This is a genomic window from Paenibacillus auburnensis, assembly GCF_927798115.1.
Taxonomy (GTDB): Bacteria; Bacillota; Bacilli; order Paenibacillales; family Paenibacillaceae; genus Paenibacillus_AQ; species Paenibacillus_AQ auburnensis.
Genome location: NZ_CAKMMG010000001.1, coordinates 1911960 through 1933980, shown reverse-complemented (window position 1 = coordinate 1933980; position 22021 = coordinate 1911960). Strand labels below are relative to the sequence as shown.

Sequence of the window (22021 nt, the reverse complement as noted above, 5' to 3'; positions counted from 1 at the left end):
GATAAGCATTAGATCTATGGAACGGGGGATTGCCGTGTATGGAGATTAATGCAGTTTTTGAAGGCGGAGGTGTAAAAGGCGTAGCGCTTGCCGGAGCAGTTGAGGCTACGGAACGGGCGGGGGGCATCTTCAAAAAAGTGGCCGGTACTTCCTCCGGTTCCATCATCGCGTCTCTCCTGGCTGCAGGCTATGACGGGGAGACCATGAGCCGTATTATCAGGCAGACCTCTTTCACCGCTTTTTTAAAGCGGGGAATGCTGTACAATACCGCTATCGTTGGTCCTGCATTACGTGTAATGATTAAGAAAGGGCTGTATTCCGGAGAGGCGCTGGAGGCGTGGATCCGCGGCATTCTACGGGAAAAAGGCATTGTTACTTTCAGTGATCTGCCGCGCGGCAAGCTATCCATCATTGCATCGGATATCACGAATGGGCGAATTATTGTACTGCCTGACGATCTGGAGGACTACGGGATATCTCCTGGCGGATTTGAGGTTGCCAAGGCGGTACGGATGAGCTGTAGTATTCCGTATTTCTTCGATCCGGTGATGCTGCGTTTAAACGGGCAGGCGGCGAAGGGCAAAACCTTTATGGAACAGTTTATTTATGTAGTGGACGGCGGCCTGCTGAGTAATTTTCCGCTATGGCTGTTTGATGAGAAGGAGGGCTTTAAAAGCCCGGAGCGCAGGACACCTACGGTCGGTTATCAGCTGATCGGGAAAACGGAGCCGCAGGCGCACCGGATTACCGGTCCGTTCAGCATGCTGCAGGCAATGGTGGGTACAATGCTGTCTGCGCATGACGAACGTTATATAGAGACCGAGAAGTTTGTGCGTACCGTCAAAATCCCGACCCTCGGCGTATCCACGACACAATTTCATATTACGCCAGAGCAGAGTGATGAGTTGTATGCAGCAGGACTGAATGCGGGGGAAGTGTTCTTCAAACATTGGCGGCCGTATAAGCACTAATTACATCCTTTAAATCTTAGGCTACAGGCTGTAATTTTCAATAAAAAAGCATCCCGTGTGATTGCTGACGCAACCTCGGGATGCTCTGATACATCAGAAACAGTGGTTAATGATATTTGGGAAGATGTTCATCATTCTTTCCCTTGCTGCCTTCAATGACTTGAAACGGGTAAGTCTTGCGTTTGCCGGGAGCAGCTTGAGTCTTGCGGACCCCTGCAACTTTGGCCATGGTTTTCTGGGACGGCTTTACTTTGGGTCTCGATCTACCCGGACCATTTGGCTTCTTCTGCGTTAACCGGTAAGCATAGATCAGAAGGGCGCATAGCAGCAGAGTTGGAAGCATCGTCCAAAACAGCCAGCCCAGGCCATAATCCATAATCCCCGTAACTAATCCAAGTACAGCGAGCGAAACTGCAATCCAAAAAATCAAAGCATGCCTGATCATAGGCCACTCATCCTTTCGCAGGATCCAATATGCCGCCTGACACACTTTCCTCCGCATATCCTCGTGCTTCAATCGCGGCGTCAAGCTCCCGCATCCGGTTGAACGAAGCGATCGATACTTCCACCATATCGTCTTTAGGTTCCTTCGTTGTAAGCAGCTGGAGCCACAGTCCCGGATACCCCAAATATTTCAGGCCCGGAATATCCCGTACGGCGTTGGTTCCTTTCAGAACCTCAAATGAAACACCGATGACAACCGGCAGGAGAATAATCCGCTGAAGAATACGCTCCGTAAGGTTGCTCCAAGGGACAACCGAGTAGATTACCACGCCGAGAATGATGGTTAGCATCATAAAGCTGCTGCCGCAGCGGTAGTGCAGACGGCTATACTTCTGTACGTTCTCTACAGTTAATTCTTCGCCGGCTTCAAAGGCGCTGATCACCTTATGCTCGGCTCCGTGATACTGGAATAGACGTTTAATCACAGGGGTCTGTGAAATGGCTGTCAGATAGACTAACAGCAGAATCAGTTTAATGCCGCCTTCTACGAGGTTGTGAAGAATGTAGTTATCAAATGCATCTTTGAAAAGGAAATTCTCCACGAAGACAGGCACCAGCGTGAAAATAAGCTTACCGAACAGAAATGACAATATCCCCATAACGGCGACGCCAAAAATCATGCCAAGGCTCCAGCCTTCTTCCTTCTTCTTAGTCTTTTCCTTCTGCTTCGCCAGCTCTTCCGGCTCTGTCTCGTCCTCGGCATAGGATTCAGCCGAATAATTGAGGTGCTTGGAGCCTTTGGCACTGGAATCTATAATACTGACAATGCCGCGAAGCAGAGGAATCCTGCGCAGTTTGATGACCCAGCTCTTATCGCTCTTCGGCACCTCCAAAAATGTGATTTCCTGATTCTTCCGCCGTACGGCTGTTACGTTGATATGCTTGCCGCCGAACATGACGCCTTCGATAACGGCTTGGCCGCCGTAACTGGGAGTTTCCTGGGACAACCAATTCACCTTCCCGCATATTAATATGATTTATATAATCCATTGTAACTAATTTATGCTTACATTGCTAGTTGGATTGCCTTTTCCTGAGCATACTAGCATATAGAGATCTGAGAAGCGTACCGCACACCATTTACTTGAAAGTGAGGCTATATAATGAATAAAGCAGGCAAGAGAGAAACTGAACATACGAACCCATTCTTTTTTGCGATTGAACTGGGGATATTTGCCGGATTGATCTGGGGAGGTATCCGCTGGCTGATGTATACACTGCATTTCACTAAGGTGATCCCTGGCTTTTTAGCGGAGCCCTTTTTTAAGCATGAGTTCTTAATTAAGCCTGCCGGGCATCTGCTCGGATATTTGTTTTATATCGCGTTTTCTGTAATTGCATCACTGATCTATGTACTGATCTTCCGCAAGCTGAAGGGGCCTTGGCCAGGCATGATTTACGGCATGCTCTGGTGGGCGGGAATCTTCATAGCCGGCTCATGGATGTTCCTGCTGCAGCCCATGTTCAAGCTGCCCTGGAATTCTGTTGTGAGTGAGTTTTGCATCTCTTTACTCTGGGGATTATTCATCGGCTACACAGCGGCAATTGAATTTACTGATGAACGAAAACGCGAACAGCGGACAAAGCTTGCCTGAACGCCCGAAAAAACTTCTCAAGGGCATGACCCTATGTTAAAATACAATGTGGCTATTTCGAGAGGAGAATGAGAATGGGCAACAAGCGCGTCTCCAAGCTGCGTAAGGTTTTGCAGGAACAGGGATTGGATGCGATGTTAATTACCAGCAGCATTAACCGCCGTTATTTGAGCGGATTCACCGGCTCCTCCGGTTACGTGCTGGTCACTGGTGATGAGAGTTATCTGTTGACTGACTTCCGGTACCGGACACAGGCGGCAGAACAGGTAGCAGGGTTAAAGGTTGTTGAGCATGGTCCGAAATTCATTGACACTGTGCGTGAACTGCTTCCGCAGGGGGGCTCAGTCCGAGTCGGCTTTGAACAGGATGACGTTACCTTCAGCGCATATACGGCTTATGCTGCTGCGCTGCAGCCTGCAGTGTTGGTTCCGGTATCCAAGGCTGTAGAGAATCTGCGCATGTTCAAAGACGAGGACGAACTGGCTGTGATGCAGCGGGCGGCGGATCTGGCGGATGCGACCTTCAGTCATATTCTGAATGTGATCAAGCCCGGCATGACCGAGCGTGATGTTGATCTGGAAATGGAATTCTACATGCGCACCCACGGCGCAACCTCTTCATCGTTTGATACGATCGTCGCCTCAGGCGAACGTTCCGCCATGCCGCATGGTGTAGCAAGCAGCAAGGTGATTCAGAACAACGAATTCGTTACTTTCGATTTCGGGGCGCTGCTTGACGGTTACTGCTCGGATGTAACCCGCACCATTGCACTGGGGACACCCGATCCGAAGCTGAAGGAAATCTATGACGTCGTGCTTGAAGCCCAGCTGCACACGCTGGCGAATATCAAGCCGGGTATGACCGGACGGGAAGCCGACGCTTTGGCGCGCGACATCATTACCCGTTACGGCTACGGAGAATACTTCGGCCACAGCACCGGGCATGGACTGGGCATGGAGGTTCATGAATGGCCGCGTTTGTCCAAGCTTGCCGATGAGATTCTGGAGCCGGGGATGGTCGTTACCGTGGAACCGGGAATCTATCTTTCAGGTCTTGGCGGAGTGCGGATTGAAGACGATATCGTGATCACGGAGAGCGGCATAACGCTGCTGACGCATTCGTCGAAGGACTATCTGGTACTGTAATTCTGCTTCATCATGTTAATTAATCCAGGAGGGATTTTTAGTGATTTCAGTTAATGATTTTAAAACAGGTTTGACCGTAGAGGTGGACGGAGATATTTTTACCGTTCTTGATTTCCAGCACGTAAAGCCGGGTAAAGGCGCGGCATTTGTCCGCTCCAAGCTCAAGAACCTGCGCAACGGCAACACTGTTGAGCGCACATTCCGTGCCGGTGAAACTATCGGCCGCGCAATTATCGAAAACCGTGGCGTACAGTACCTGTATGCCAGCGGTGCAGAGCATGTATTCATGGACAATGAAACCTATGACCAGTTCGAGCTGAGTGCCAAGCAGCTGGAATGGGAGCTTAACTTCCTGAGAGAGAATATGACAGTTAACATCGTCAGCTACCAGGGCGAAATCCTCGGAATCAACCTGCCTACAAGTGTTGAGCTGAAGGTTACTGAAACTGAACCGGGCGTTAAGGGCAACACTGCTCAAGGCGCAACTAAAGCGGCTACGCTGGAAACCGGTCATACTGTACAGGTTCCGCTGTTCATTAATGAGGGAGATGTTCTCCTGATCGATACCCGCGAAGGTAAATACATCTCCCGCGCATAGGACTTGTCCGGCATTAGCCGCAGTTCGCGTTCAAGAAGGCCTCCCCGCATAGCGGCGGAGGTTTTTTTTTGTGAAACCATTAACGCTTGATATGAATTTCGTATTATACTGGGTTAAAGCGTTAAACCAAATATAAGCTTCATAGAGCGAATTAGGGAGTGAATGGGACTTTGTCACTTTATGTCATGAAATTCGGAGGCAGCTCCGTCGGCGACATTGAACGTATGAAACGGGTCGCTAAGCGCATCGCAGACAAGCAGGATGAAGGTCACCGCTGCGTAGTGGTGGTATCTGCTATGGGGGATACTACGGATGATTTGATCGATCAGGCCAAACAGCTGAATGAGCAGCCGCCTGCACGCGAAATGGATATGCTGATGACGACCGGAGAACAAATTTCAGTTGCGCTCCTGTCCATCGCGCTGCACGGGATTGGCAGGAATGCCGTCTCTTATACAGGCTGGCAGGCAGGCTTCCGCACCGATGAGACCCATGGACGGGCCCGGATCAACGAAATTGTGCCGCGGCGTGTTCTGGAGTCCCTGGAACGAGAACAGATTGTCATTGTAGCCGGATTCCAGGGGATGACGCTGGACGGCGAGATTACAACACTGGGCCGCGGAGGTTCGGATACGACAGCTGTAGCACTGGCTGCCGCGATCAAAGCAGATGTCTGCGAGATCTATACGGATGTCGACGGAATCTATTCAACAGATCCGCGTATTGTGAAGACAGCGCGTAAGCTGAAGGAGATTTCCTATGACGAGATGCTGGAGCTGGCCAACCTGGGCGCTGCGGTACTCCATCCCCGTGCCGTTGAATATGCCAAAAGATATCAAGTGAAGCTGGTCGTCAGATCAAGCTTTAACCATAATGAAGGTACTGTTGTGAAGGAGGAAGCAAGCATGGAGCAGGGAGTTGTAGTTAGCGGTATTGCGTATGACAAGAACGTGGCGCGGATCAGTATTCTGGGAGTTCCGGATGTTCCGGGCGTACTGGCCCAGGTATTCGGCAAGCTGGCTGCTGAAGGCGTTGACGTCGATATTATCGTGCAGAGCGGTGTTCAGAACGGGGAGGCAGACTTCTCCTTTACACTCGCGCTGAGCGAGCTTGAGCGGGCCAAGGGAATCATCGAAGGGCTGCACAGCGAACTGCCTTACCGCGAAGTAACCTCAGAGGACAATCTGGTTAAAGTTTCGATCGTCGGTGCAGGCATGGTCAGCCACCCGGGGGTTGCCGCACAGATGTTCGAAGTGATTTCCGGCGAAGGGGTCAGCATCAAGATGGTCAGTACCTCTGAAATCAAGGTGTCCTGCGTCATTGAATCAGGTAACCTGCCTACAATCATCCAGGCGCTTCACACCGCCTACAACCTGGATACAGAAGAGCAGGCCTTCGTTGGTGGTCCTAAGGACCGCCGCTAGGCCACTGCCACACAATCAAAAGGATGTTTCTTCAGCCGGAGGGCTGGAGAGACATCCTTTTTTTAAATGCGATAACTCTGATAGAAAAGTAGGTGAAGAAAGAACCTGCCCCCCGTGAAATGCTGGCGGGAAAGCAGGTTCTTTTTGCTTGTCTATTTTACTTAAGCTAACCCAGCCGTCTAAATCTGCCTACGATCTCCACCGTCTCCAGCACATTGACAAAGGATTTGGGATCTGTCTCCAGGATCGTCTTGCGAAGCTCAGCCAGCTCATAGCGTGTCGTTACCGTCATCAGCATCGTGTTGCCCTCATGGCTGTATCCGCCCTCCGCATTGACAACGGTGACGCCGTGCGGAAGCAGGGTCAGGCGGTCGAGCATTTTTTCCCGTTCCTTCGTTACAATGAAGCAGGTCAGTTTAATGTGGCGGATATGAATCATATCCACAACTCTGCTTTTGACGAAGATACAGAGCATCGCATAAAGGGCGGAGTCCCAGCTCTTGAAGAAGCCGAGGCTCAGAATAACCAGACCGTCCATCACAAACAGCACAGTCCCCATTGGAATGTCGCGTTTGCGGGTAATAATTGAGCCTAAAATATCAAATCCTCCGGAAGATCCTCCCGCACGAAGCGAAAACCCTACCCCGCCGGCAATGATCACTCCGCCAAAAATACTGGCCAGAATCGGATCCTTGGTAAGCTTAATCACCGGAATTACAGTCAGGAACCAGGTGGTGGAAACGACTGACAGCATGCTCAGACAAATATATTTTTTACCTACGGCTACAAAGCCCCAGATCAGAATTGGAAGATTAATTGCAAAATAATACAGTGAGATATACTTCGGATTTGTCAGGTAGCCGATAATGGAAGCCGTCCCCGCCACCCCGCCGCTTAGCAGCTGATGCGGAATAAGGAACAGCCGGAGCCCGCTCGCCACCAGAAAGGCTGAAAAAATAATGATAGCCACATCTTTTACCTGCTTGGCCACAGTGCTTGATACGAGCGGTACTACGAGATTACGAACTTGCATGATAAAAAATCCCCTCTTTTAAGTTGTCTTTAATCAGATGCAGGAAAGCCGAGAAGCTGAAAATATAAGGATGTCTTAGTCTAACCAACCGCATGCACTTCTATTTTCCATTAGGCCTAAATGCTAAATAACAAATTTATTTTATCACACTGATGATATTTTTTTATGAATACTTTCACTATGATATCTTTCACATCCCGCTCCCCGTGTCCCGCCTATTTTCGGTTGTCTAAAGTGGGAGGCTTCCGCATATCCATGGAATACAGCTTGTTTTAAAACAGCAAAGAATAGTTCTAGCAATAGATTTGGAAAAAGGAGTGGAGCGGATTGGACAAGTATGTTAGCTGGATGGCGGTGCTTAGGCTGCTTTCCGGAAGTGTGGAAATAACGGCTGCCCTAATCATGCTGAAGCTGAATCAGGTAGATAAGGCACTGGCGGTCAATTCCGGGCTGGCCCTGGTTGGACCGACCATACTGATTCTGACGACGGCTGTCGGCCTTTCAGGGATGGCTCAGGAGCTGTCATGGGGCAAGCTGGGCTGGATTGGCTGCGGAGTAGCCTTTCTCTTAATCGGTATTTTGAAAAAATGATAGATGATAGTCATAAAGCACAGGTACAAGCATAAATATGGAATAAAGCTATTAAAGTAGAGGACAACTTGGGGGTACTCTGTATGGCAAATGATTGGCTTTTATTATTTCCTGAAAAAGTAAGGGTGCTGTTGAACGGACTCCCGGTCCCGCTGCTCGCGAAAGTAGAAGAAATCAGGGTGCGTGAAGGGCGTCCGCTGGAGATCAACTATTCCGGCCACTATCATTTCCTTACCGGGAGCGGCAGCCTGACCCAAAATCCTGGCGAAGCGTACAAGCCAAGTCGTGAGGACACGCACCGGCTGCTCGACCTGATCAGCAATCATTCACTGTATACGATGGAAGAAGAGCTGCGCAAAGGCTTCATCACCATTCCGGGAGGGCACCGGATCGGCCTTTCAGGCCGGACAGTGCTCAGCGGCGGCGGTGTGGAGCATCTGCGGGACATCACCGGATTCAATGTCCGGATCGCCCGCGAGATTCCGGGCATCGCCGACAGTGTACTGCCGTACTTGCTGGAGCGTGGACGGCAGCGGATCATGCATACGCTGATCCTCTCGCCGCCGCAGCACGGCAAGACCACGCTACTTCGGGACCTCGCCAGGCAGATCTCGGCGGGGAGCCGGGAAGGCCGTGAGGGCAGCCGGGCGGGCCTGAAGGTCGGCATCGTCGATGAACGCTCGGAGATCGCCGGCAGCCGCCGCGGCATCCCCGCCTTTGACGTCGGGCCGCGCACGGACATCCTCGACGGCTGTCCCAAAGCGGAAGGCATGATGATGATGATTCGCTCCCTCTCGCCGGATGTGCTGATTGCCGATGAGATCGGGCGGCTGGAGGATGCCGAAGCTGTCACCGAAGCACTGCACGCCGGCATCTCGGTGGTAGCCTCAGCCCATGGCAAGGAAGTGTCCGAGCTGGCCCGCCGTCCCGGCCTTGGCGGACTATTGGAGCACCGGATGTTCGAGCGGTACGTCATTCTGCACCGCACAGAGGCGGGACTTACCTTCCGCATTCTGGACGGGCAGAAGCGGGCGCTGCTGCTGATCTCGCCGGAGGAGCGGCTGGGCGGTGAGCGCCATGCTTAAGCTGCTCGGAGCGGTACTGATCGTGCTGGCTGGGACGCTCGCCGGGTTCAAACGGGCTGCCCAGTATGCAGACAGGCCAAGGAACATCAGAGCCCTCATCGCCGCCCTGCAGCGGCTGGAGACCGAAATCCTGTACGGGTACACCCCGCTGCCGGAGGCTCTGCACCGGATCGGGCAGCAGTCGAAAGAGCCGCTGCGGACCTTTTTTACCGCAGCGGCGGATGAGATGAGCCCGCCGCAGAACCGCAGTGCCGAGGAGGCCATTCAGCGGGCGATGGAGCTTCACTTCAAATCCGCCGCCCTGAAGGGGACGGAGAAGGAAATTATCCGGCAGCTGAGCTGCACCCTGGGCACAAGCGACAGATCGAATCAGAGCACGCATATTGCGCTGGCTCTGCAGCAATTGAAGCAGGAGGAGACAGTAGCCAGAGAAGATCAGGGCAAATATGAAAAAATGAGCAAAAGCCTGGGTCTGCTGCTTGGAGCATTGATCGTCATTTTGATCTTTTAGCGAGGTGCCAGGAATGAATATTGAAGTCAACGCGATCTTTCAAATCGCCGGCATCGGCATCATCATCGCCATGATTCACACGGTGCTTAAGCAGATGGGGAAAGAGGATATCGCCCACTGGGTGACCATTGTCGGATTTATCATCGTGCTGTTTATGGTGATCCGCATGCTGGACGGACTGCTTCAGGAAATTAAAACGATTTTTCTTTTTCAATAGGCAGGCGATATGGAAATTATTCAAGTAGTGGGAATAGGACTCTTGTCGACGGTGCTGATCCTTGTGCTGAAGGAACAAAAGCCGATGTTCGCCTTTCTGCTGACTACAGCGGCAGGCATACTGATTTTCCTGTTCCTGATCGGCAAGATCGGCACGATTCTGGGGACGCTGGAGCGGGTGGCGGAGTCCTCGGGAATGGAAATGATCTACATCAAAACCGTGTTCAAAATTATCGGAATTTCCTATATTGCGGAGTTCGGGGCGCAGATTGTGCGTGATGCCGGACAGGAATCGATCGCCTCCAAGATTGAGCTGGCCGGCAAGGTCCTGATCATGGTGCTGGCGGTGCCGATCATCAGCATTATTATCGAAACGGTAATGAAGCTCCTGCCCGCCTGAACCGTGCTGAAGCCAGAATAAACCAGAGAAAGGCGGTGGTAAGCCCATGTGTGAGCGCAGTGTGTTCCGGCCTCCGAAATTAAAAATGCTGCTGCTCATCCTGCCCTGCCTGCTGTTTCTCTGGTATGCGGATACCGCCTGGGCCACCAGTGCTCCGCAAGCTTCAGGTGGTTCGTCCTCACCCGTTGACGGATGGGTCAAGGGTCAGGTGGAGAACCTGCCGATGGACGGGGTTGAATCGTACTGGGATCAGCTGATGAAGGAGTACGGGGGATTTTTTCCGGATGGTAAAACGCCATCGCTGATGGATATGCTGCTTCCCGGTGAGGACGGGCTAAGCTTCAAAAGTGTCCTGTCCGGGCTCACCCGGTTCATGTGGCATGAAGTGCTGTATAACGGCAAGCTGCTGGTTACGATCGTGATGGTCAGCGTGCTGAGCATGATTCTGGAGACGCTGCAGACCGCTTTTGAACGGAAATCCGTCAGTAAAATCGCCTATATGCTGTGTTATATGGTGGTGCTCGTCATCGCCGTCAACAGCTTCAATATCGCCATCGGGTATGCGAAGGATGCGATTGACCGGATGATCGACTTCATGATGGCCATGATCCCGTTGCTGTTCGCACTGCTGGCGTCCATGGGCAATATCGTGACCGTGTCGGTCACCCATCCGCTGATTGTATTCATGATTCATACCGTAGGCACACTCATCCACACTATCGTGTTTCCGCTGCTGTTCTTCTCGGCAGTGCTGCACCTGGTGAGCGCCATGTCGGACAAATACAAGCTGACCCAGCTGGCTAATCTGCTGCGCAATATCGGTGCCGGACTGCTGGGCGTGCTGCTGACGGTTTTTCTCGGAGTGATCTCGGTCAGAGGCATCACAAGTTCGGTGACGGACGGTGTGACGATCCGGGCCGCCAAATACATTACAGGTAATTTCGTGCCGGTCATCGGCAAAATGTTCGCGGACGCCACGGACACCGTGATCTCGGCTTCACTGCTTGTGAAAAATGCAATCGGGCTCTCAGGCGTCATTATTATCCTGTTCCTTTGCGCATTTCCGGCAATCAAAATATTGGTTCTGGCTCTGATCTACAATGTAGCCGCTGCTGTCATGCAGCCGTTGGGTGATACACCAATCGTATCCTGCCTGCAGACCATCGGCAAAAGCATGATCTATGTCTTCGCGGCGCTGGCTGCGGTCTCCCTGATGTTCTTCCTGGCTGTCACAATCATGCTGACCGCCGGCAATGTCACCGTCATGATGAGGTAAAGAAGCCGATGCTCACGAATTAAGCAGATGCTTGCGAAGTGAGTTTTGTACGAAGTAGTTCGAGGAAGGAATCTCAACAAAACTTAAGCTGATGCTTCCGATGCCAGTTTGCGAAGCAGGAATTTTGAAGCGGATGCTCACAAACTTTTAGGAGGTACTCAATGACCTGGTTAGGCGGGTGGCTGAGGGAGCTCATTCTGGTGGTCCTGATGGCTGCCTTTGTAGAGATGCTGCTTCCAAGCAAGTCGATGGAGCGTTACGCCAGGCTGGTGCTCAGCCTGCTGGTCCTGCTGACGATGCTGAGCCCGATCGTCTCTCTGCTGAAAGGGGATGCAGCGAAAGAACTGAGCGTCGCCATGGTGCAGCAGGAGCAGGATGGCGGGCTGATGTCCGGTGCGGGAAAAGGGGCAGGTTCGCTGGAGAAAATTTTGGCGGACGGGCGGAGGCTGGCAGCCGGAGCCAGGGAACGGAGCCTCCAGCTGGCCGCAGAGGAAGTCGCGGGACAGATGCGTGAGCAGATTGCTGGAAGTACAGGCGTGAAGGGAGCCACAGTTACAGTGAAGCTGGCGATGGGCAAATCCTCCGCCGGTCTGGGCGGTGATGAGGTTCCCGTAATTTCTTCGGTAACAGTTTCCCTGCCGGCAGCGGCCGGACCGTCACAGACCGGCAGCACGGGAGGAGATACAGATATTGCAGCAGGAACAGAGCCGATTGAAATCGAGCCGGTGGCTCCTGTACAGGTAGATATTGGCGGAGAAAATGCGGATTCAGCCATTTCAGCTACGGAGGCGGCTGCTTCACAGGCAGACCAGTCTGGTGCTGATAGCACTGACGGGAAAGCGGCTAACAACGATACAGAGGCAATCATCAAGCTGCTGGAAGCGAACTGGAATCTTGAGCGCGAATTGATTCGGGTAGTTGGCAGCGGAGCAGATACAGGGAAGTCATGAAAAGCGATGTGAAACCTGCGAGGGGGGATAGAAGTGGGCAATTGGTTAAAGAAGCTGGAGCAATGGGCAGGCGGCGGCTCCGGCAGTCCGAAAAGGAGTCATACCTTCCGCTGGCTGATCATTTTGGGACTGCTGGGCGCGGCGATCATGTTATTCAATTCCTTCGTGAATGTGAAGAAACTGGACAGTGAGAACACCGGGCGGGAGCCGCCGGTCAGCGAATCGTCTCAGGCCACCCTGCAGCAGGGGGATATGGGGTCTCCGAATTCTTTTGACGGAATTGAACAGGCGATGGAGGAGCGCACCAAGGAAATCCTGGAGAAAATCGTCGGTGTCGGAACCGTGGACATCATGGTAACGGTGGATTCTACAGAGGAAATCGTAGTGCAGCGGAATATGAATGATTCGCAGCAGCAGAGTGAAGAGACCGATGCCAGCGGCGGCAAACGCCATACGACTCAATACACAAGAGACGGTGAAATTGTCACCTATAGCCAGTCGGGTGACGAAACCCCGATTATCACCAAACGGATTAAACCCCAGGTGCGCGGCGTTCTTGTCGTCGCCAAAGGCGCGGAGAATAAAGTCGTAAGGGGATTGATCGAACAGGCGATCGAGAAAGGCCTGAATGTGCCGAGCTACCGCATCTCTGTCGTGCCGCGGAAGCAGGAATAGATTCTAGGGCTGTGATGTGAGTTTGCGAAGCGATTACTAAGAAGTAAATGCTATCAATAATTTTTAGGAGGAATAAGAATGAAGGGCAAAAGACAAACGATTTGGTTGGTTTCCATGCTTAGCTTGATGGTGGTCCTCTCGGCATACTATTTATTTACGGAGGACACAGGTGCTTCTATCCCCAAGGAAACGGCGGGAACAATCCAGGTAGACAGCGCGGATAACGGAACAGGCGGAACGGACTCCACGGTGCTCGATAACGGCCTGGTTGTCAATGAAGTGGATACACAGGGTGCGCTCGCAGCTGATGCCGATTCAAAGGATGCAGCAGCAGGCACTGACAGCAGCAGCACAGCAGCTGTTACAGATCCGGCAGCTGTTACGGACCCCGCTGTCGTTACAGATGACAGCAAAGCGGCTACAGCTTCAGAGGACAACAAAGCCGCTGAGACTTCTAAAGATAAACCTGCTGCTGCAACTAGCGGGGATTCAGACAAGACGGCAGCAGTAGATTCAGATGCTGCAGCCGCCGATAAAGACAGTGCGAGTACTTCAACCGGCAAAACACCGGCTAAGGGCGATGATGAAATTCTGAAAGAGGTTGCCGCCCAAAGCTCCTCCGCAAGCAGCTTATTCAACAATTATCTATTCGAACGCGAGCAGCAGAATCTTAAGAACTACAACGATCTGATTGCCCAGATCAATGACATGGAGAAGACACCTGCCGAAAACGCGGTTGCCCAGGAGCAGCTCAGCAAGCTCGAAGAAAAAGAGTCGAAAATCAACGATATTGAAACCAAATTACAGCAAAAATACGGTGAAGCCATCGTCAAAGAAGAAACAGGCGAGAGCTACACAGTCGTTGTGCAGAGCGAAAAGCTGGATGTGAAAGAGGCAGTTGGCATTGTTGATCTCGTTATGAAGGAACTGAGCGTCAGCCAGGACAAGATCAGAGTGCAATATGTATCAGAGCAATAATAATTTACTGAAGAATACAGCAAAAAATGCCGAAAGAGCTCGGGTTGTCCCGGGCTCTTTCCATTTCTAGCGTTTGTGATATAATACATAAAGTTATCTTGATGAAAGCGACCCCAGGATTGCGCAAACAACTGAAGCTATGCAAGGAATAGCGAAACGGCGCAGCCGTTTTTTGCTTGAAAGACAAGAATTTATTTGCTTTACGCAATAAATGATCCTTCTCTTTCCCGCAGAAACGGATACCGTCCCTATAAGGATGGCATGGTCGTTTCTTCTTGTCCGCACCAGAAAAGTGGCTTCGAGAGAAAGCTGAAGGAGTGAACTATTAAATGTTCAAGTTAAGTGAGATTAAGGAATTGATTAAATTGCTGGACCAGACCTCCTCTGTACATGAGCTGGAGATTGAAAGCGAAGGCATGAAGCTGGCTATACGTAAACCGGACCGCCCTGAAGCTGATGGAAACGCAATTCAGGCGGCTCCTTATGTCTATCCCTTTACGCCGGCACCGCAGCCTCAGAGCCCGCAGCATGTAGCACCTACGGTTTCAAGTGAGATTCCAGCTGCTGTGCAGCCGCAAGTCTCTTCCGCCGAAGGAGCATTACATAAAATTGTTTCTCCGATGGTAGGAACCTTCTATAGTGCAGCTTCTCCGGAAAACCCGTCCTTTGTAAGTGTAGGAGACCGGGTAAATGAGAAAACAACGGTCTGTATCATTGAAGCGATGAAGCTGATGAATGAGCTGGAAGCGGAAGTTAAGGGCGAAATCGTGTCCGTGCTTGCCGAGAACGGCCAGCTTGTAGAATACGGCCAGCCGCTGTTTCTGGTAAAACCGGAGTAAATGCCGCAGAACTAGAGGAGCTAGCAGGCCTCGTTAAACTTTGGGAGGAAACGCATGAACATTCAAAAAGTGCTGATCGCCAACCGCGGTGAAATCGCGGTTCGCATCATTCGAGCTTGCCGTGAACTGGGCATTTCCACCGTCGCGGTCTATTCAGAGCCTGACCGGGATTCACTGCATGTCCGGCTGGCGGATGAAGCTTACTGCATCGGCCCGATGCCGTCCAAGGATAGTTATCTGAACTTTACCAATATTATGAGTGTGGCTACTCTAACCGAGTGCGATGCCATCCATCCGGGCTACGGATTTCTGGCTGAGAACGCTGATTTCGCAGAAATCTGCGAATCCTGCAATATCACCTTTATCGGGCCTTCACCGGATGCCATTACCCGCATGGGTGACAAGGCTGTGGCCAAGGAAACGATGAAGCTTGCCGGTGTTCCCATCATTCCCGGCTCTGACGGGCTGGTAGGGGATATTGAGGAAGCCGTTATGCTGGGCCGCGATATCGGCTATCCGATCATTGTTAAGGCTACTGCAGGCGGCGGAGGCAAAGGTATCCGCATTGCCGAGGATGAGGAATCCCTGGTGAAGCAGATTACAGCTGCCCAGCAGGAAGCGCAGAAGGCCTTCGGCAATGCCGGAGTATACCTGGAGAAATTCCTTACCGGTATGAAGCATGTGGAGATTCAGATCATTGCCGACAATCACGGAAATGTGGTTCACCTGGGCGAACGTGACTGCTCCGTGCAGCGCCGCCGCCAAAAGCTGGTGGAGGAAGCGCCTTGCTCCGTGCTGACACCGGATATCCGCGAAGCGATGGGCCAGGCTGCTGTACGTGCAGCACTCGCCGTGAATTACTCCGGAGCAGGTACCCTTGAGTTTCTGCTGGGGCCGGACGGGCAGTTCTACTTCATGGAGATGAACACAAGAATTCAGGTGGAACACCCGGTAACTGAGATGGTGACCGGTGTTGATTTGATCAAGGAGATGATTTCGGTAGCGGAAGGCAATCCGCTTTCTTTCACACAGGAAGACATCGTGATCAACGGCTGGTCGATCGAATGCCGTATCAATGCGGAGGATCCGGAACGTAACTTCATGCCTTCGCCGGGAAAAATCGGCTTTTACCTGCCTCCAGGCGGACTGGGAGTACGGGTTGACAGTGCGGCTTATCCCGGGTATACAATCTCGCCATTCTATGACTCGATGATTGCCAAGCTGATCGTCTGGGCGCCAACGCGCCAGGAGGCGGTTGCGAAGATGAAACGGGCACTCGCTGAATTTGCTGTAGAAGGCATACATACAACGATCCCATTCCATCAGAAGCTGCTGGAGCATCCTGTATTTTTGGACGGAAATTTCGATATCAAGTTCCTTGAAGAGTATGAAATTTAGGATGGCTTCACATTGTTTGTCATAAAGTTCGGCAAATGATATAGTATGTTTAATAAGAGACGTGCTCTCCGCTTGAAATATTGAACAACTTTTTTATTGAAAGGGTTGAAGTCCAAAATGAGTACATTGCCGACGGAATATGAACGTACGGAAATCGGCGAGATCCAGATCGCTCCAGAAGTGATCGAGGTTATCGCTGGTTTGGCAACCGTAGAAGTTAAAGGCGTGGCTGGCATGAGCGGCGGATTTGCCGGAGGGATTGTCGAGCTTCTCGGACGCAAAAACCTGTCCAAAGGAGTCAAAGTAGAGGTTGGACAGCGTGAGGCTGCAGTAGATGTGTCCGTCATTATTGAATATGGCAACCGTCTTCCGGAAGTAGCCGGTGAAATTCAGCGCAACGTTAAACGTTCCATCGAGACAATGACCGGTTTGACCGTAGTCGAAGTGAATGTGCATATTCACGATGTGCAGTTCAAAACGACCAGCAATCTAGATAAGAACGAAGATACAGAAGCGGTTCTCCGCGTGAAATAAGGGCCATCGTTTATCCATAAACCCCCGACAGCACCGTCGAGGGTTTACTCTAATTTAAGGAGGTTATGAGACTCGTGGCAAAAATTTTGGACAGGCTTCTGCTGTTTTTGTACAGCTTAAGCATCGGAATATTATCTGTAATTGCCATCCTCCTTCTAAGCGGCGCAATTCCCGATACCTTGGAAATTCAGGATGGTCCGGCCGCCTATATTGCTGCAATTGCGGTGGCGGTCATTCTGTTCCTGCTGAGCATCCGGTTCTTCTATATTTCTCTGCGCCGCGACCGGGCTTCACAGCCTTCGGTAGATCAGCGTACGGAATACGGGGACATACAGATTTCCATGGAAACGATTGAGAACCTGAGCCTGAAAGCAGCCGGCAAAGTCAAAGGCATCCGGGACCTGAAGTCGCGCATCCGCGTTTCGCAGGCCGGGCTTGAGATTATGATCCGCGCAGTGGTGGACGGCGAGCATTCGCTGCCGCTGCTTACGACGGAGGTCCAGCGTCAGGTGCACGATTTCGTGCAGGAAACAACCGGCATTCCGGTTGCAGACGTATCGGTCTATATTGCCAACCTCACACAGTCTCCAAGCTTCAAAAGTCGAGTGGAATAGAGGTGAGTTTCCCTTATGCCCTGGAGAGAAGTATGGGAAAGTCACGGGGGTAGAATTACCGGAGTAACCTTCGGTATTGTTCTTGGATTGATTTATTTGATTAGCGGTTTTTGGGATATGCTGTTCTTTGCACTGGTAGTGTTCATCGGATATACGCTCGGCAAAAGAAAGGATTCCGCACAGCCCCCGCTGTTTCAGTGGCAGGAGCTGGCTCAGCGGCTGTCCGGACGCTGGCGTCCCTTCAAGTGAACCGCGATAGTCTTTCTCCCGGAGCATGGAACCCGTCACTTTGAGTTGCCTGGCTTGCCGGAGGAAAGGCTATGCGGTTTTTTTGATGAAAAGAATCTATCTGTTTCTAAGCCGGAAAACCATATCTCTTGTGAAGAAAAGTTATGAAAAAAGTAGTGTAATTGTAGTTTGTGCAACTAAAAGCTGTTAAGACACCTCAATGTTGGTTTAACTGTATTTCGTACAATTAAATCCAGGAACGAACACAGAAATAGCCCTTTTTCTGATTTTTAATTGTACGAAATACAATTAGGGATAGAATTTGCTGATATTAGCTCAAAATAGCTGCATGAAATACAATTATTTATTTTATAAACCGCAAGAAACAATGGAATACCAATATAAAAGTATGCGAGATAAGATTGTAGGAGGAACACATGAAGAGACGTTTAGCAAGAGAGATTATTGTCCAGAGCCTGTACCAGATGGAAATGAATGATGTAGACAGCGCAGAAGCGGTAGAGATGCTGATTGCCGAGGCTGCAGATGAGAATGAGACGGAACATGTAATTACGGATGAGATTGAGCTGAAGGCGTATGTTGTGCAGCATGTGAACGGCGTGTGGGAGCATAAGGTCGCTATTGACGACATGCTGGAGCATTATTTAAAGGGCTGGCAGATGAGCCGCCTGTCGCGTGTTGACCGCCAAATTCTGCGTCTGGCCACCTTTGAAATGGTCTTTGCGGATGATGTGCCGGCTAAGGTTGCCGTCAATGAAGCGATTGATCTGGCCAAGCATTTCGGTACGGAAGACTCGGGGAAATTCGTGAACGGTGTACTGGGGAAAATGATTCAAGAGGTTGACACGCTCAAAGGCGATCTGTAAACCGAACGATAACCAATTAACGGTTCAGCATCCATCTACAGTAGATAAAAGGGGAGAGACTTACATGACAGCAGCAATCATCAGCGGTAAACAAGTATCAGACGAAATTCGTATTGACATTGCCCAGCAGGTTAAACAACTGGCCGAACGCGGCGTGAAGCCCGGTCTTGCTGTCGTGCTTGTCGGTGAAGATCCGGCTTCTCAGGTCTATGTCCGCAATAAAGAGAAGTCCTGCATCGAACTGGGCTTCCATTCCGAAGTGCACAGACTGGCTGCTTCGACTACGCAGGAAGAGCTGCTCACACTTGTGGCAGAGCTGAACAGCCGTGACAACATTGACGGAATTCTTGTCCAGCTGCCGCTTCCTAAGCATATTGAGGAGAAAGCGGTCATTGATGCTATTGCTGTGGAGAAGGATGTTGATGGCTTCCATCCGGTAAACGTGGGCAATCTGGTGATCGGGGATGACAGTCTGCTGCCTTGTACACCTGCGGGTGTCATTGAATTGATCAAGCGTACGGGCACGGGGTTATCCGGTAAACATGCCGTAGTGATCGGGCGCAGCAATATTGTCGGCAAGCCGGTTTCCCTGCTGCTGCAGCGTGAGAATGCTACAGTAACGATGTGCCATTCCCGCACAGCTAACATGGCTGAGCTCAGCCGCCAGGCAGATATCCTGGTAGTGGCGATCGGCCGCGCCAATTTCATTGACGGCTCCTATGTGAAACCGGGAGCGGTTGTGATCGACGTGGGGATGAACCGTCTGGATAACGGTAAGCTAGCCGGAGATGTGGATTATGAAAGCGCCAAGGAAGTGGCCGGCTACATCACGCCAGTTCCGGGCGGAGTAGGTCCAATGACCATTACAATGCTGATGAGCAATACGCTGATTGCGGCCAAACGCCGCCACGGCTTGGAATAGGCTGCTCTATGGCGGCAGAACGGCAAGTCTACTCTATCAAAGACCTTAACCGTTATATCCGCATGAAGCTGGATTCGGACGTTTTGCTCTCGGATGTATGGATTCGCGGTGAAATCTCGAATTTCACCCATCATGGCAGCGGCCATATGTATTTTACGCTGAAGGATGAGAGCAGCCGGATCAAAGCGATTATGTTCGCCTCGCATAACCAGCGGCTTCCCTTTGTTCCGAAGGAAGGCACCAAGGTCATCGCCAGAGGCAATGTAACGGTATATGAACGGGACGGGCAGTACCAGTTCTATGCGACCCATATGCAGCCTGACGGAATCGGCAGCCTGTATATGGCCTACGAGCAGCTCAAGCGCAAGCTGGAGCAGGAAGGACTGTTTGCAGCGGAGCGCAAGCGGCCGCTGCCGCGCTTTCCACGCGTTGTTGGAGTCGTAACTTCGCCGACAGGTGCGGCTGTACGGGATATTATTATCACCCTGCAGCGGCGTTTTCCGCAGGTGGCGGTCGTGCTCTATCCTGTGCTAGTGCAGGGCAAAGGGGCCGGCCCGTCCATTGTGAAGGCGATTCAGAACATGAACGCCATGGGCGAGGCTGACGTGCTGATCGTCGGCCGCGGCGGCGGTTCACTGGAGGAGCTGTGGGCCTTCAATGAAGAAGCCGTCGCGCGGGCGATTGCCGGCTCAGAGATCCCGGTGATCTCGGCCGTCGGTCATGAGACCGACTTCACGATCGCCGATTTCGCCGCCGATCTCCGGGCGGCAACCCCTACCGCGGCGGCGGAGCTGGCTGTGCCGCATGCCGCCGAGCTTGCTGCGCAGCTGCGCACAGCTGAGCAGCGGCTGCGCCAGGGCCTGCTGCGCCGCTCCCAGCGCGGCGGCGAGCGCCTGGCTTCGCTGCAGCGGTCGCTTGCGCTGGTAGGCCCGCGCCGCCAGCTGGCCCAGCACGCGCAGCGGCTGGACATGCTGCGCACGGCGCTGAGCCGCGCAGCCGAGAGCCGGCACCGCCGGGCGCAGGAGCGCCAGGCGGTGCTCAGGCACAGCCTGCAGCGGTTCCACCCGCAGGCAAGTGTCAATGCGGCCCGGCAGCGCACAGAGGGCATTACCCGTCAGCTGGCGGGTGCGATGCAGGCGCGCCTGCAGGACAAGCGCTCGCGTTATGTGGCCGAGCTGCGCCATCTGGATGCGCTCAGCCCGCTGAAAGTGATGTCACGGGGCTACAGCCTCGTTTACGATGAAAAGGAAGAGCATTTAATCAAATCGCTGAAGGAAGTAGAGCTTGGCGATGTGGTCAACATAAAGCTGAATGACGGACAGCTAAGCTGCCAGGTCTGGGGAATGAAGGAGGATGGCAAAGACGATGACGAAGGAAGCGGAGCTTGATTTTGAAGGTGCAATGGGGCGGCTGGAGGAAATCGTACGTGAGCTTGAGCACGGCGACGTTCCCCTGGAGAAGGCCATCGATTTGTTTCAGCAGGGAATGAAGCTGTCGCAGCTCTGCGGGAGCAAGCTGGAGCAGGTAGAGCGTAAGATTGAAATGATTACTGAGATGGACGGGGAGCTGCGCAAGAAGCCTTTCGGCGCGCGGCTGGAAGGGGACAGCGATGAGCCGGTCTGAGCATAATCTGGAGATGAACGCTGCAGAAGGCATACGCCAGACGCTCCCGGATTATATCACCGGCGTCTCTGCGGCTGTCATGCAGGAACTGGAGACAACGCTTCCGGCGGACTGGAATGTGCCGGGCCACTTAAAAGAAGCGATGGATTATTCCCTGCAGGCCGGAGGCAAGCGCCTTCGCCCGCTGCTGGTTATCGCTGCCTGTGAAGCGCTCGGAGGCAGCCGGGAGGCCGCCTTGCCGGTGGCAGCAGCGATTGAGATGGTGCATACCTATTCGCTGATTCATGATGATCTGCCGGCCATGGATAATGATGATTACCGGCGCGGCAAGCTCACAAGTCATAAGGTATTCGGCGAAGCAACCGCCATCCTGGCCGGAGATGCACTGCTGACACATGCCTTTTATAGTGTGGTGCAGGCTTCCCGCCGGTACGGTATCCCTGCAGAGCGGGCGCTTGCCATCGTAGAGGATCTGGCGGAAATGGCAGGTCCCCGCGGCATGGTTGGCGGGCAGGTGGCCGATATGGAGGGTGAGCAGGGCCTTACCGATCTGGAGCAGCTTCAATATATCCATCGTCATAAGACCGGGGATCTGATCGTATTCTCTCTGCTTGCCGGCGGCAGGATTGCCGGAGCAGATGCCGGGCAGCTGGAAGCGCTGCGCGAATTCGGTACACAGATTGGCCTGGCCTTCCAGGTGCAGGATGATATTCTTGATCTGGTTGGAGATGAAGGCAAGCTTGGCAAGAAGACAGGCAGCGACATCAAGCAGCAGAAGGTGACCTACCCGTATTTTATCGGGCTGGAAGCCTCGCGTGCAGAGGTGAAGCGGTTGACGGAAGCAGCCCGAAGCGCAGTGCTTGAAGGCGGTTTTCCGGACAATTCGCGCCTGTTGGAAATTGCCTCATATCTCATGTCCAGAGATCATTAGGGAAAATTCGGAAGCGGCTGTGTTTCGACAGCCGTTTCGTTTGTGTTATAATGGGGTTTATATTTTACAACATCTAGGAAAGCGGGGAAGACT

General features: G+C 52.4%; 27 protein-coding genes. 24 read left to right on the top strand and 3 right to left on the bottom strand.

Annotated elements, in window-relative coordinates:
* Nucleotides 1-38: 38 nt before the first annotated feature.
* Nucleotides 39-971: a patatin-like phospholipase family protein gene (locus tag L6H70_RS09105; protein WP_236332048.1), complete on the top strand. Its 933-nt coding sequence runs from the start codon at nucleotides 39-41 to the stop codon at nucleotides 969-971.
* A gap of 106 nt (nucleotides 972-1077) precedes the next feature.
* Here L6H70_RS09105 and L6H70_RS09100 read toward each other — a convergent pair whose 3' ends face one another.
* Both L6H70_RS09100 and L6H70_RS09095 read right to left on the bottom strand, forming a co-directional pair.
* Entirely contained in the window at nucleotides 1078-1416 is a 339-nt protein-coding gene (locus L6H70_RS09100) for a hypothetical protein (protein WP_236332046.1), read from the bottom strand.
* A gap of 7 nt (nucleotides 1417-1423) precedes the next feature.
* On the bottom strand, nucleotides 1424-2371 hold the full coding sequence (locus tag L6H70_RS09095; RefSeq protein WP_423802815.1) for a DUF1385 domain-containing protein: 948 nt from the start codon (nucleotides 2369-2371) through the stop codon (nucleotides 1424-1426).
* Nucleotides 2372-2578: 207 nt separating this feature from the next.
* Between L6H70_RS09095 and L6H70_RS09090 the strand changes: the two genes are divergently transcribed.
* The 4 genes from L6H70_RS09090 (at nucleotide 2579) to L6H70_RS09075 (ending at nucleotide 6237) form a co-directional block, all read left to right on the top strand.
* A complete protein-coding gene (locus tag L6H70_RS09090) occupies nucleotides 2579-3070 on the top strand; it encodes a YqhR family membrane protein (protein WP_236332041.1) in 492 nt (163 codons plus the stop codon).
* Between the two features lie 74 nt (nucleotides 3071-3144).
* A complete protein-coding gene (locus tag L6H70_RS09085) occupies nucleotides 3145-4215 on the top strand; it encodes a M24 family metallopeptidase (RefSeq protein ID WP_236332039.1) in 1071 nt (356 codons plus the stop codon).
* 40 nt (nucleotides 4216-4255) lie between these two features.
* A complete protein-coding gene (gene efp, locus L6H70_RS09080) occupies nucleotides 4256-4813 on the top strand; it encodes an elongation factor P (protein ID WP_054941504.1) in 558 nt (185 codons plus the stop codon).
* A gap of 170 nt (nucleotides 4814-4983) precedes the next feature.
* Nucleotides 4984-6237, top strand: coding sequence for an aspartate kinase (locus L6H70_RS09075; RefSeq protein WP_236332037.1), 1254 nt, complete (start codon nucleotides 4984-4986; stop codon nucleotides 6235-6237).
* Nucleotides 6238-6403: 166 nt separating this feature from the next.
* Here the strand turns inward: L6H70_RS09075 and L6H70_RS09070 are convergent, their stop codons facing one another.
* Complete coding sequence (locus L6H70_RS09070; protein WP_236332034.1) at nucleotides 6404-7270, bottom strand: YitT family protein; 867 nt, start codon at nucleotides 7268-7270, stop codon at nucleotides 6404-6406.
* A 327-nt stretch (nucleotides 7271-7597) separates the two neighbouring features.
* On the opposite strand from L6H70_RS09070, the gene L6H70_RS09065 reads away from it, so the two are divergent.
* The 19 genes from L6H70_RS09065 to L6H70_RS08975 all read left to right on the top strand — a co-directional run bounded on the left by L6H70_RS09065 (nucleotide 7598) and on the right by L6H70_RS08975 (nucleotide 21928).
* Nucleotides 7598-7861, top strand: coding sequence for a YqhV family protein (locus L6H70_RS09065; RefSeq protein ID WP_423802782.1), 264 nt, complete (start codon nucleotides 7598-7600; stop codon nucleotides 7859-7861).
* 83 nt (nucleotides 7862-7944) lie between these two features.
* Nucleotides 7945-8946 carry a stage III sporulation protein AA gene (gene spoIIIAA, locus L6H70_RS09060; protein ID WP_236332032.1) on the top strand — a complete coding sequence of 334 codons (1002 nt, stop codon included), beginning with the start codon at nucleotides 7945-7947 and terminating at the stop codon, nucleotides 8944-8946.
* A complete protein-coding gene (gene spoIIIAB / locus L6H70_RS09055) occupies nucleotides 8939-9457 on the top strand; it encodes a stage III sporulation protein SpoIIIAB (protein ID WP_236333210.1) in 519 nt (172 codons plus the stop codon). The genes spoIIIAA and spoIIIAB overlap by 8 nt, the downstream gene beginning before the upstream one ends.
* 13 nt (nucleotides 9458-9470) lie before the next feature.
* Entirely contained in the window at nucleotides 9471-9674 is a 204-nt protein-coding gene (spoIIIAC, locus tag L6H70_RS09050) for a stage III sporulation protein AC (RefSeq protein WP_020426549.1), read from the top strand.
* A 9-nt stretch (nucleotides 9675-9683) separates the two neighbouring features.
* Nucleotides 9684-10073 carry a stage III sporulation protein AD gene (gene spoIIIAD / locus L6H70_RS09045; protein ID WP_039875230.1) on the top strand — a complete coding sequence of 130 codons (390 nt, stop codon included), beginning with the start codon at nucleotides 9684-9686 and terminating at the stop codon, nucleotides 10071-10073.
* Between the two features lie 46 nt (nucleotides 10074-10119).
* Complete coding sequence (spoIIIAE, locus tag L6H70_RS09040; protein WP_236332030.1) at nucleotides 10120-11349, top strand: stage III sporulation protein AE; 1230 nt, start codon at nucleotides 10120-10122, stop codon at nucleotides 11347-11349.
* Between the two features lie 161 nt (nucleotides 11350-11510).
* Nucleotides 11511-12299, top strand: a complete 789-nt coding sequence (spoIIIAF, locus tag L6H70_RS09035; protein WP_236332028.1) for a stage III sporulation protein AF — start codon at nucleotides 11511-11513, stop codon at nucleotides 12297-12299.
* Between the two features lie 33 nt (nucleotides 12300-12332).
* Nucleotides 12333-12974 (top strand): stage III sporulation protein AG, encoded by a 642-nt coding sequence (gene spoIIIAG, locus L6H70_RS09030; RefSeq protein ID WP_236332026.1) that lies wholly within the window; start codon nucleotides 12333-12335, stop codon nucleotides 12972-12974.
* Between the two features lie 78 nt (nucleotides 12975-13052).
* Nucleotides 13053-13952 carry a SpoIIIAH-like family protein gene (locus L6H70_RS09025; protein ID WP_236332024.1) on the top strand — a complete coding sequence of 300 codons (900 nt, stop codon included), beginning with the start codon at nucleotides 13053-13055 and terminating at the stop codon, nucleotides 13950-13952.
* 329 nt (nucleotides 13953-14281) lie between these two features.
* Entirely contained in the window at nucleotides 14282-14791 is a 510-nt protein-coding gene (gene accB, locus L6H70_RS09020) for an acetyl-CoA carboxylase biotin carboxyl carrier protein (RefSeq protein WP_054941497.1), read from the top strand.
* Between the two features lie 54 nt (nucleotides 14792-14845).
* Nucleotides 14846-16189, top strand: coding sequence for an acetyl-CoA carboxylase biotin carboxylase subunit (accC, locus tag L6H70_RS09015; protein WP_054941496.1), 1344 nt, complete (start codon nucleotides 14846-14848; stop codon nucleotides 16187-16189).
* A gap of 117 nt (nucleotides 16190-16306) precedes the next feature.
* Entirely contained in the window at nucleotides 16307-16723 is a 417-nt protein-coding gene (locus L6H70_RS09010; RefSeq protein WP_236332022.1) for an Asp23/Gls24 family envelope stress response protein, read from the top strand.
* Nucleotides 16724-16797: 74 nt separating this feature from the next.
* On the top strand, nucleotides 16798-17337 hold the full coding sequence (gene amaP / locus L6H70_RS09005; protein WP_054941494.1) for an alkaline shock response membrane anchor protein AmaP: 540 nt from the start codon (nucleotides 16798-16800) through the stop codon (nucleotides 17335-17337).
* A 15-nt stretch (nucleotides 17338-17352) separates the two neighbouring features.
* Nucleotides 17353-17586 carry a DUF2273 domain-containing protein gene (locus L6H70_RS09000; RefSeq protein WP_236332020.1) on the top strand — a complete coding sequence of 78 codons (234 nt, stop codon included), beginning with the start codon at nucleotides 17353-17355 and terminating at the stop codon, nucleotides 17584-17586.
* A gap of 416 nt (nucleotides 17587-18002) precedes the next feature.
* Entirely contained in the window at nucleotides 18003-18452 is a 450-nt protein-coding gene (nusB, locus tag L6H70_RS08995) for a transcription antitermination factor NusB (protein WP_236332017.1), read from the top strand.
* Between the two features lie 64 nt (nucleotides 18453-18516).
* Nucleotides 18517-19374, top strand: a complete 858-nt coding sequence (gene folD / locus L6H70_RS08990) for a bifunctional methylenetetrahydrofolate dehydrogenase/methenyltetrahydrofolate cyclohydrolase FolD (protein ID WP_236332016.1) — start codon at nucleotides 18517-18519, stop codon at nucleotides 19372-19374.
* Nucleotides 19375-19382: 8 nt separating this feature from the next.
* Nucleotides 19383-20762, top strand: coding sequence for an exodeoxyribonuclease VII large subunit (gene xseA / locus L6H70_RS08985; protein WP_236332014.1), 1380 nt, complete (start codon nucleotides 19383-19385; stop codon nucleotides 20760-20762).
* Nucleotides 20740-20997 carry an exodeoxyribonuclease VII small subunit gene (gene xseB / locus L6H70_RS08980; protein WP_236332012.1) on the top strand — a complete coding sequence of 86 codons (258 nt, stop codon included), beginning with the start codon at nucleotides 20740-20742 and terminating at the stop codon, nucleotides 20995-20997. The genes xseA and xseB overlap by 23 nt, the downstream gene beginning before the upstream one ends.
* A 79-nt stretch (nucleotides 20998-21076) precedes the next feature.
* A complete protein-coding gene (locus L6H70_RS08975) occupies nucleotides 21077-21928 on the top strand; it encodes a polyprenyl synthetase family protein (protein ID WP_423802814.1) in 852 nt (283 codons plus the stop codon).
* The last annotated feature ends 93 nt before the right edge of the window (nucleotides 21929-22021 follow it).

What these genes read in the sequence shown, in the direction of transcription:
- folD (WP_236332016.1), top strand. Translation starts at nt 18,517, where the DNA reads ATGACAGCAGCAATCATCAGCGGTAAACAAGTATCAGACGAAATTCGT.
- L6H70_RS09095 (WP_423802815.1), bottom strand. Translation starts at nt 2,371, where the DNA reads ATGTTCGGCGGCAAGCATATCAACGTAACAGCCGTACGGCGGAAGAAT.
- L6H70_RS09000 (WP_236332020.1), top strand. Translation starts at nt 17,353, where the DNA reads ATGCCCTGGAGAGAAGTATGGGAAAGTCACGGGGGTAGAATTACCGGA.
- accB (WP_054941497.1), top strand. Translation starts at nt 14,282, where the DNA reads ATGTTCAAGTTAAGTGAGATTAAGGAATTGATTAAATTGCTGGACCAG.
- L6H70_RS09105 (WP_236332048.1), top strand. Translation starts at nt 39, where the DNA reads ATGGAGATTAATGCAGTTTTTGAAGGCGGAGGTGTAAAAGGCGTAGCG.
- L6H70_RS09025 (WP_236332024.1), top strand. Translation starts at nt 13,053, where the DNA reads ATGAAGGGCAAAAGACAAACGATTTGGTTGGTTTCCATGCTTAGCTTG.
- L6H70_RS09090 (WP_236332041.1), top strand. Translation starts at nt 2,579, where the DNA reads ATGAATAAAGCAGGCAAGAGAGAAACTGAACATACGAACCCATTCTTT.
- L6H70_RS08975 (WP_423802814.1), top strand. Translation starts at nt 21,077, where the DNA reads ATGCAGGAACTGGAGACAACGCTTCCGGCGGACTGGAATGTGCCGGGC.
- xseB (WP_236332012.1), top strand. Translation starts at nt 20,740, where the DNA reads ATGACGAAGGAAGCGGAGCTTGATTTTGAAGGTGCAATGGGGCGGCTG.
- nusB (WP_236332017.1), top strand. Translation starts at nt 18,003, where the DNA reads ATGAAGAGACGTTTAGCAAGAGAGATTATTGTCCAGAGCCTGTACCAG.
- L6H70_RS09010 (WP_236332022.1), top strand. Translation starts at nt 16,307, where the DNA reads ATGAGTACATTGCCGACGGAATATGAACGTACGGAAATCGGCGAGATC.
- xseA (WP_236332014.1), top strand. Translation starts at nt 19,383, where the DNA reads ATGGCGGCAGAACGGCAAGTCTACTCTATCAAAGACCTTAACCGTTAT.
- spoIIIAD (WP_039875230.1), top strand. Translation starts at nt 9,684, where the DNA reads ATGGAAATTATTCAAGTAGTGGGAATAGGACTCTTGTCGACGGTGCTG.
- L6H70_RS09100 (WP_236332046.1), bottom strand. Translation starts at nt 1,416, where the DNA reads ATGATCAGGCATGCTTTGATTTTTTGGATTGCAGTTTCGCTCGCTGTA.
- spoIIIAA (WP_236332032.1), top strand. Translation starts at nt 7,945, where the DNA reads ATGGCAAATGATTGGCTTTTATTATTTCCTGAAAAAGTAAGGGTGCTG.
- accC (WP_054941496.1), top strand. Translation starts at nt 14,846, where the DNA reads ATGAACATTCAAAAAGTGCTGATCGCCAACCGCGGTGAAATCGCGGTT.
- L6H70_RS09070 (WP_236332034.1), bottom strand. Translation starts at nt 7,270, where the DNA reads ATGCAAGTTCGTAATCTCGTAGTACCGCTCGTATCAAGCACTGTGGCC.
- L6H70_RS09085 (WP_236332039.1), top strand. Translation starts at nt 3,145, where the DNA reads ATGGGCAACAAGCGCGTCTCCAAGCTGCGTAAGGTTTTGCAGGAACAG.
- spoIIIAF (WP_236332028.1), top strand. Translation starts at nt 11,511, where the DNA reads ATGACCTGGTTAGGCGGGTGGCTGAGGGAGCTCATTCTGGTGGTCCTG.
- spoIIIAB (WP_236333210.1), top strand. Translation starts at nt 8,939, where the DNA reads ATGCTTAAGCTGCTCGGAGCGGTACTGATCGTGCTGGCTGGGACGCTC.
- spoIIIAC (WP_020426549.1), top strand. Translation starts at nt 9,471, where the DNA reads ATGAATATTGAAGTCAACGCGATCTTTCAAATCGCCGGCATCGGCATC.
- spoIIIAE (WP_236332030.1), top strand. Translation starts at nt 10,120, where the DNA reads ATGTGTGAGCGCAGTGTGTTCCGGCCTCCGAAATTAAAAATGCTGCTG.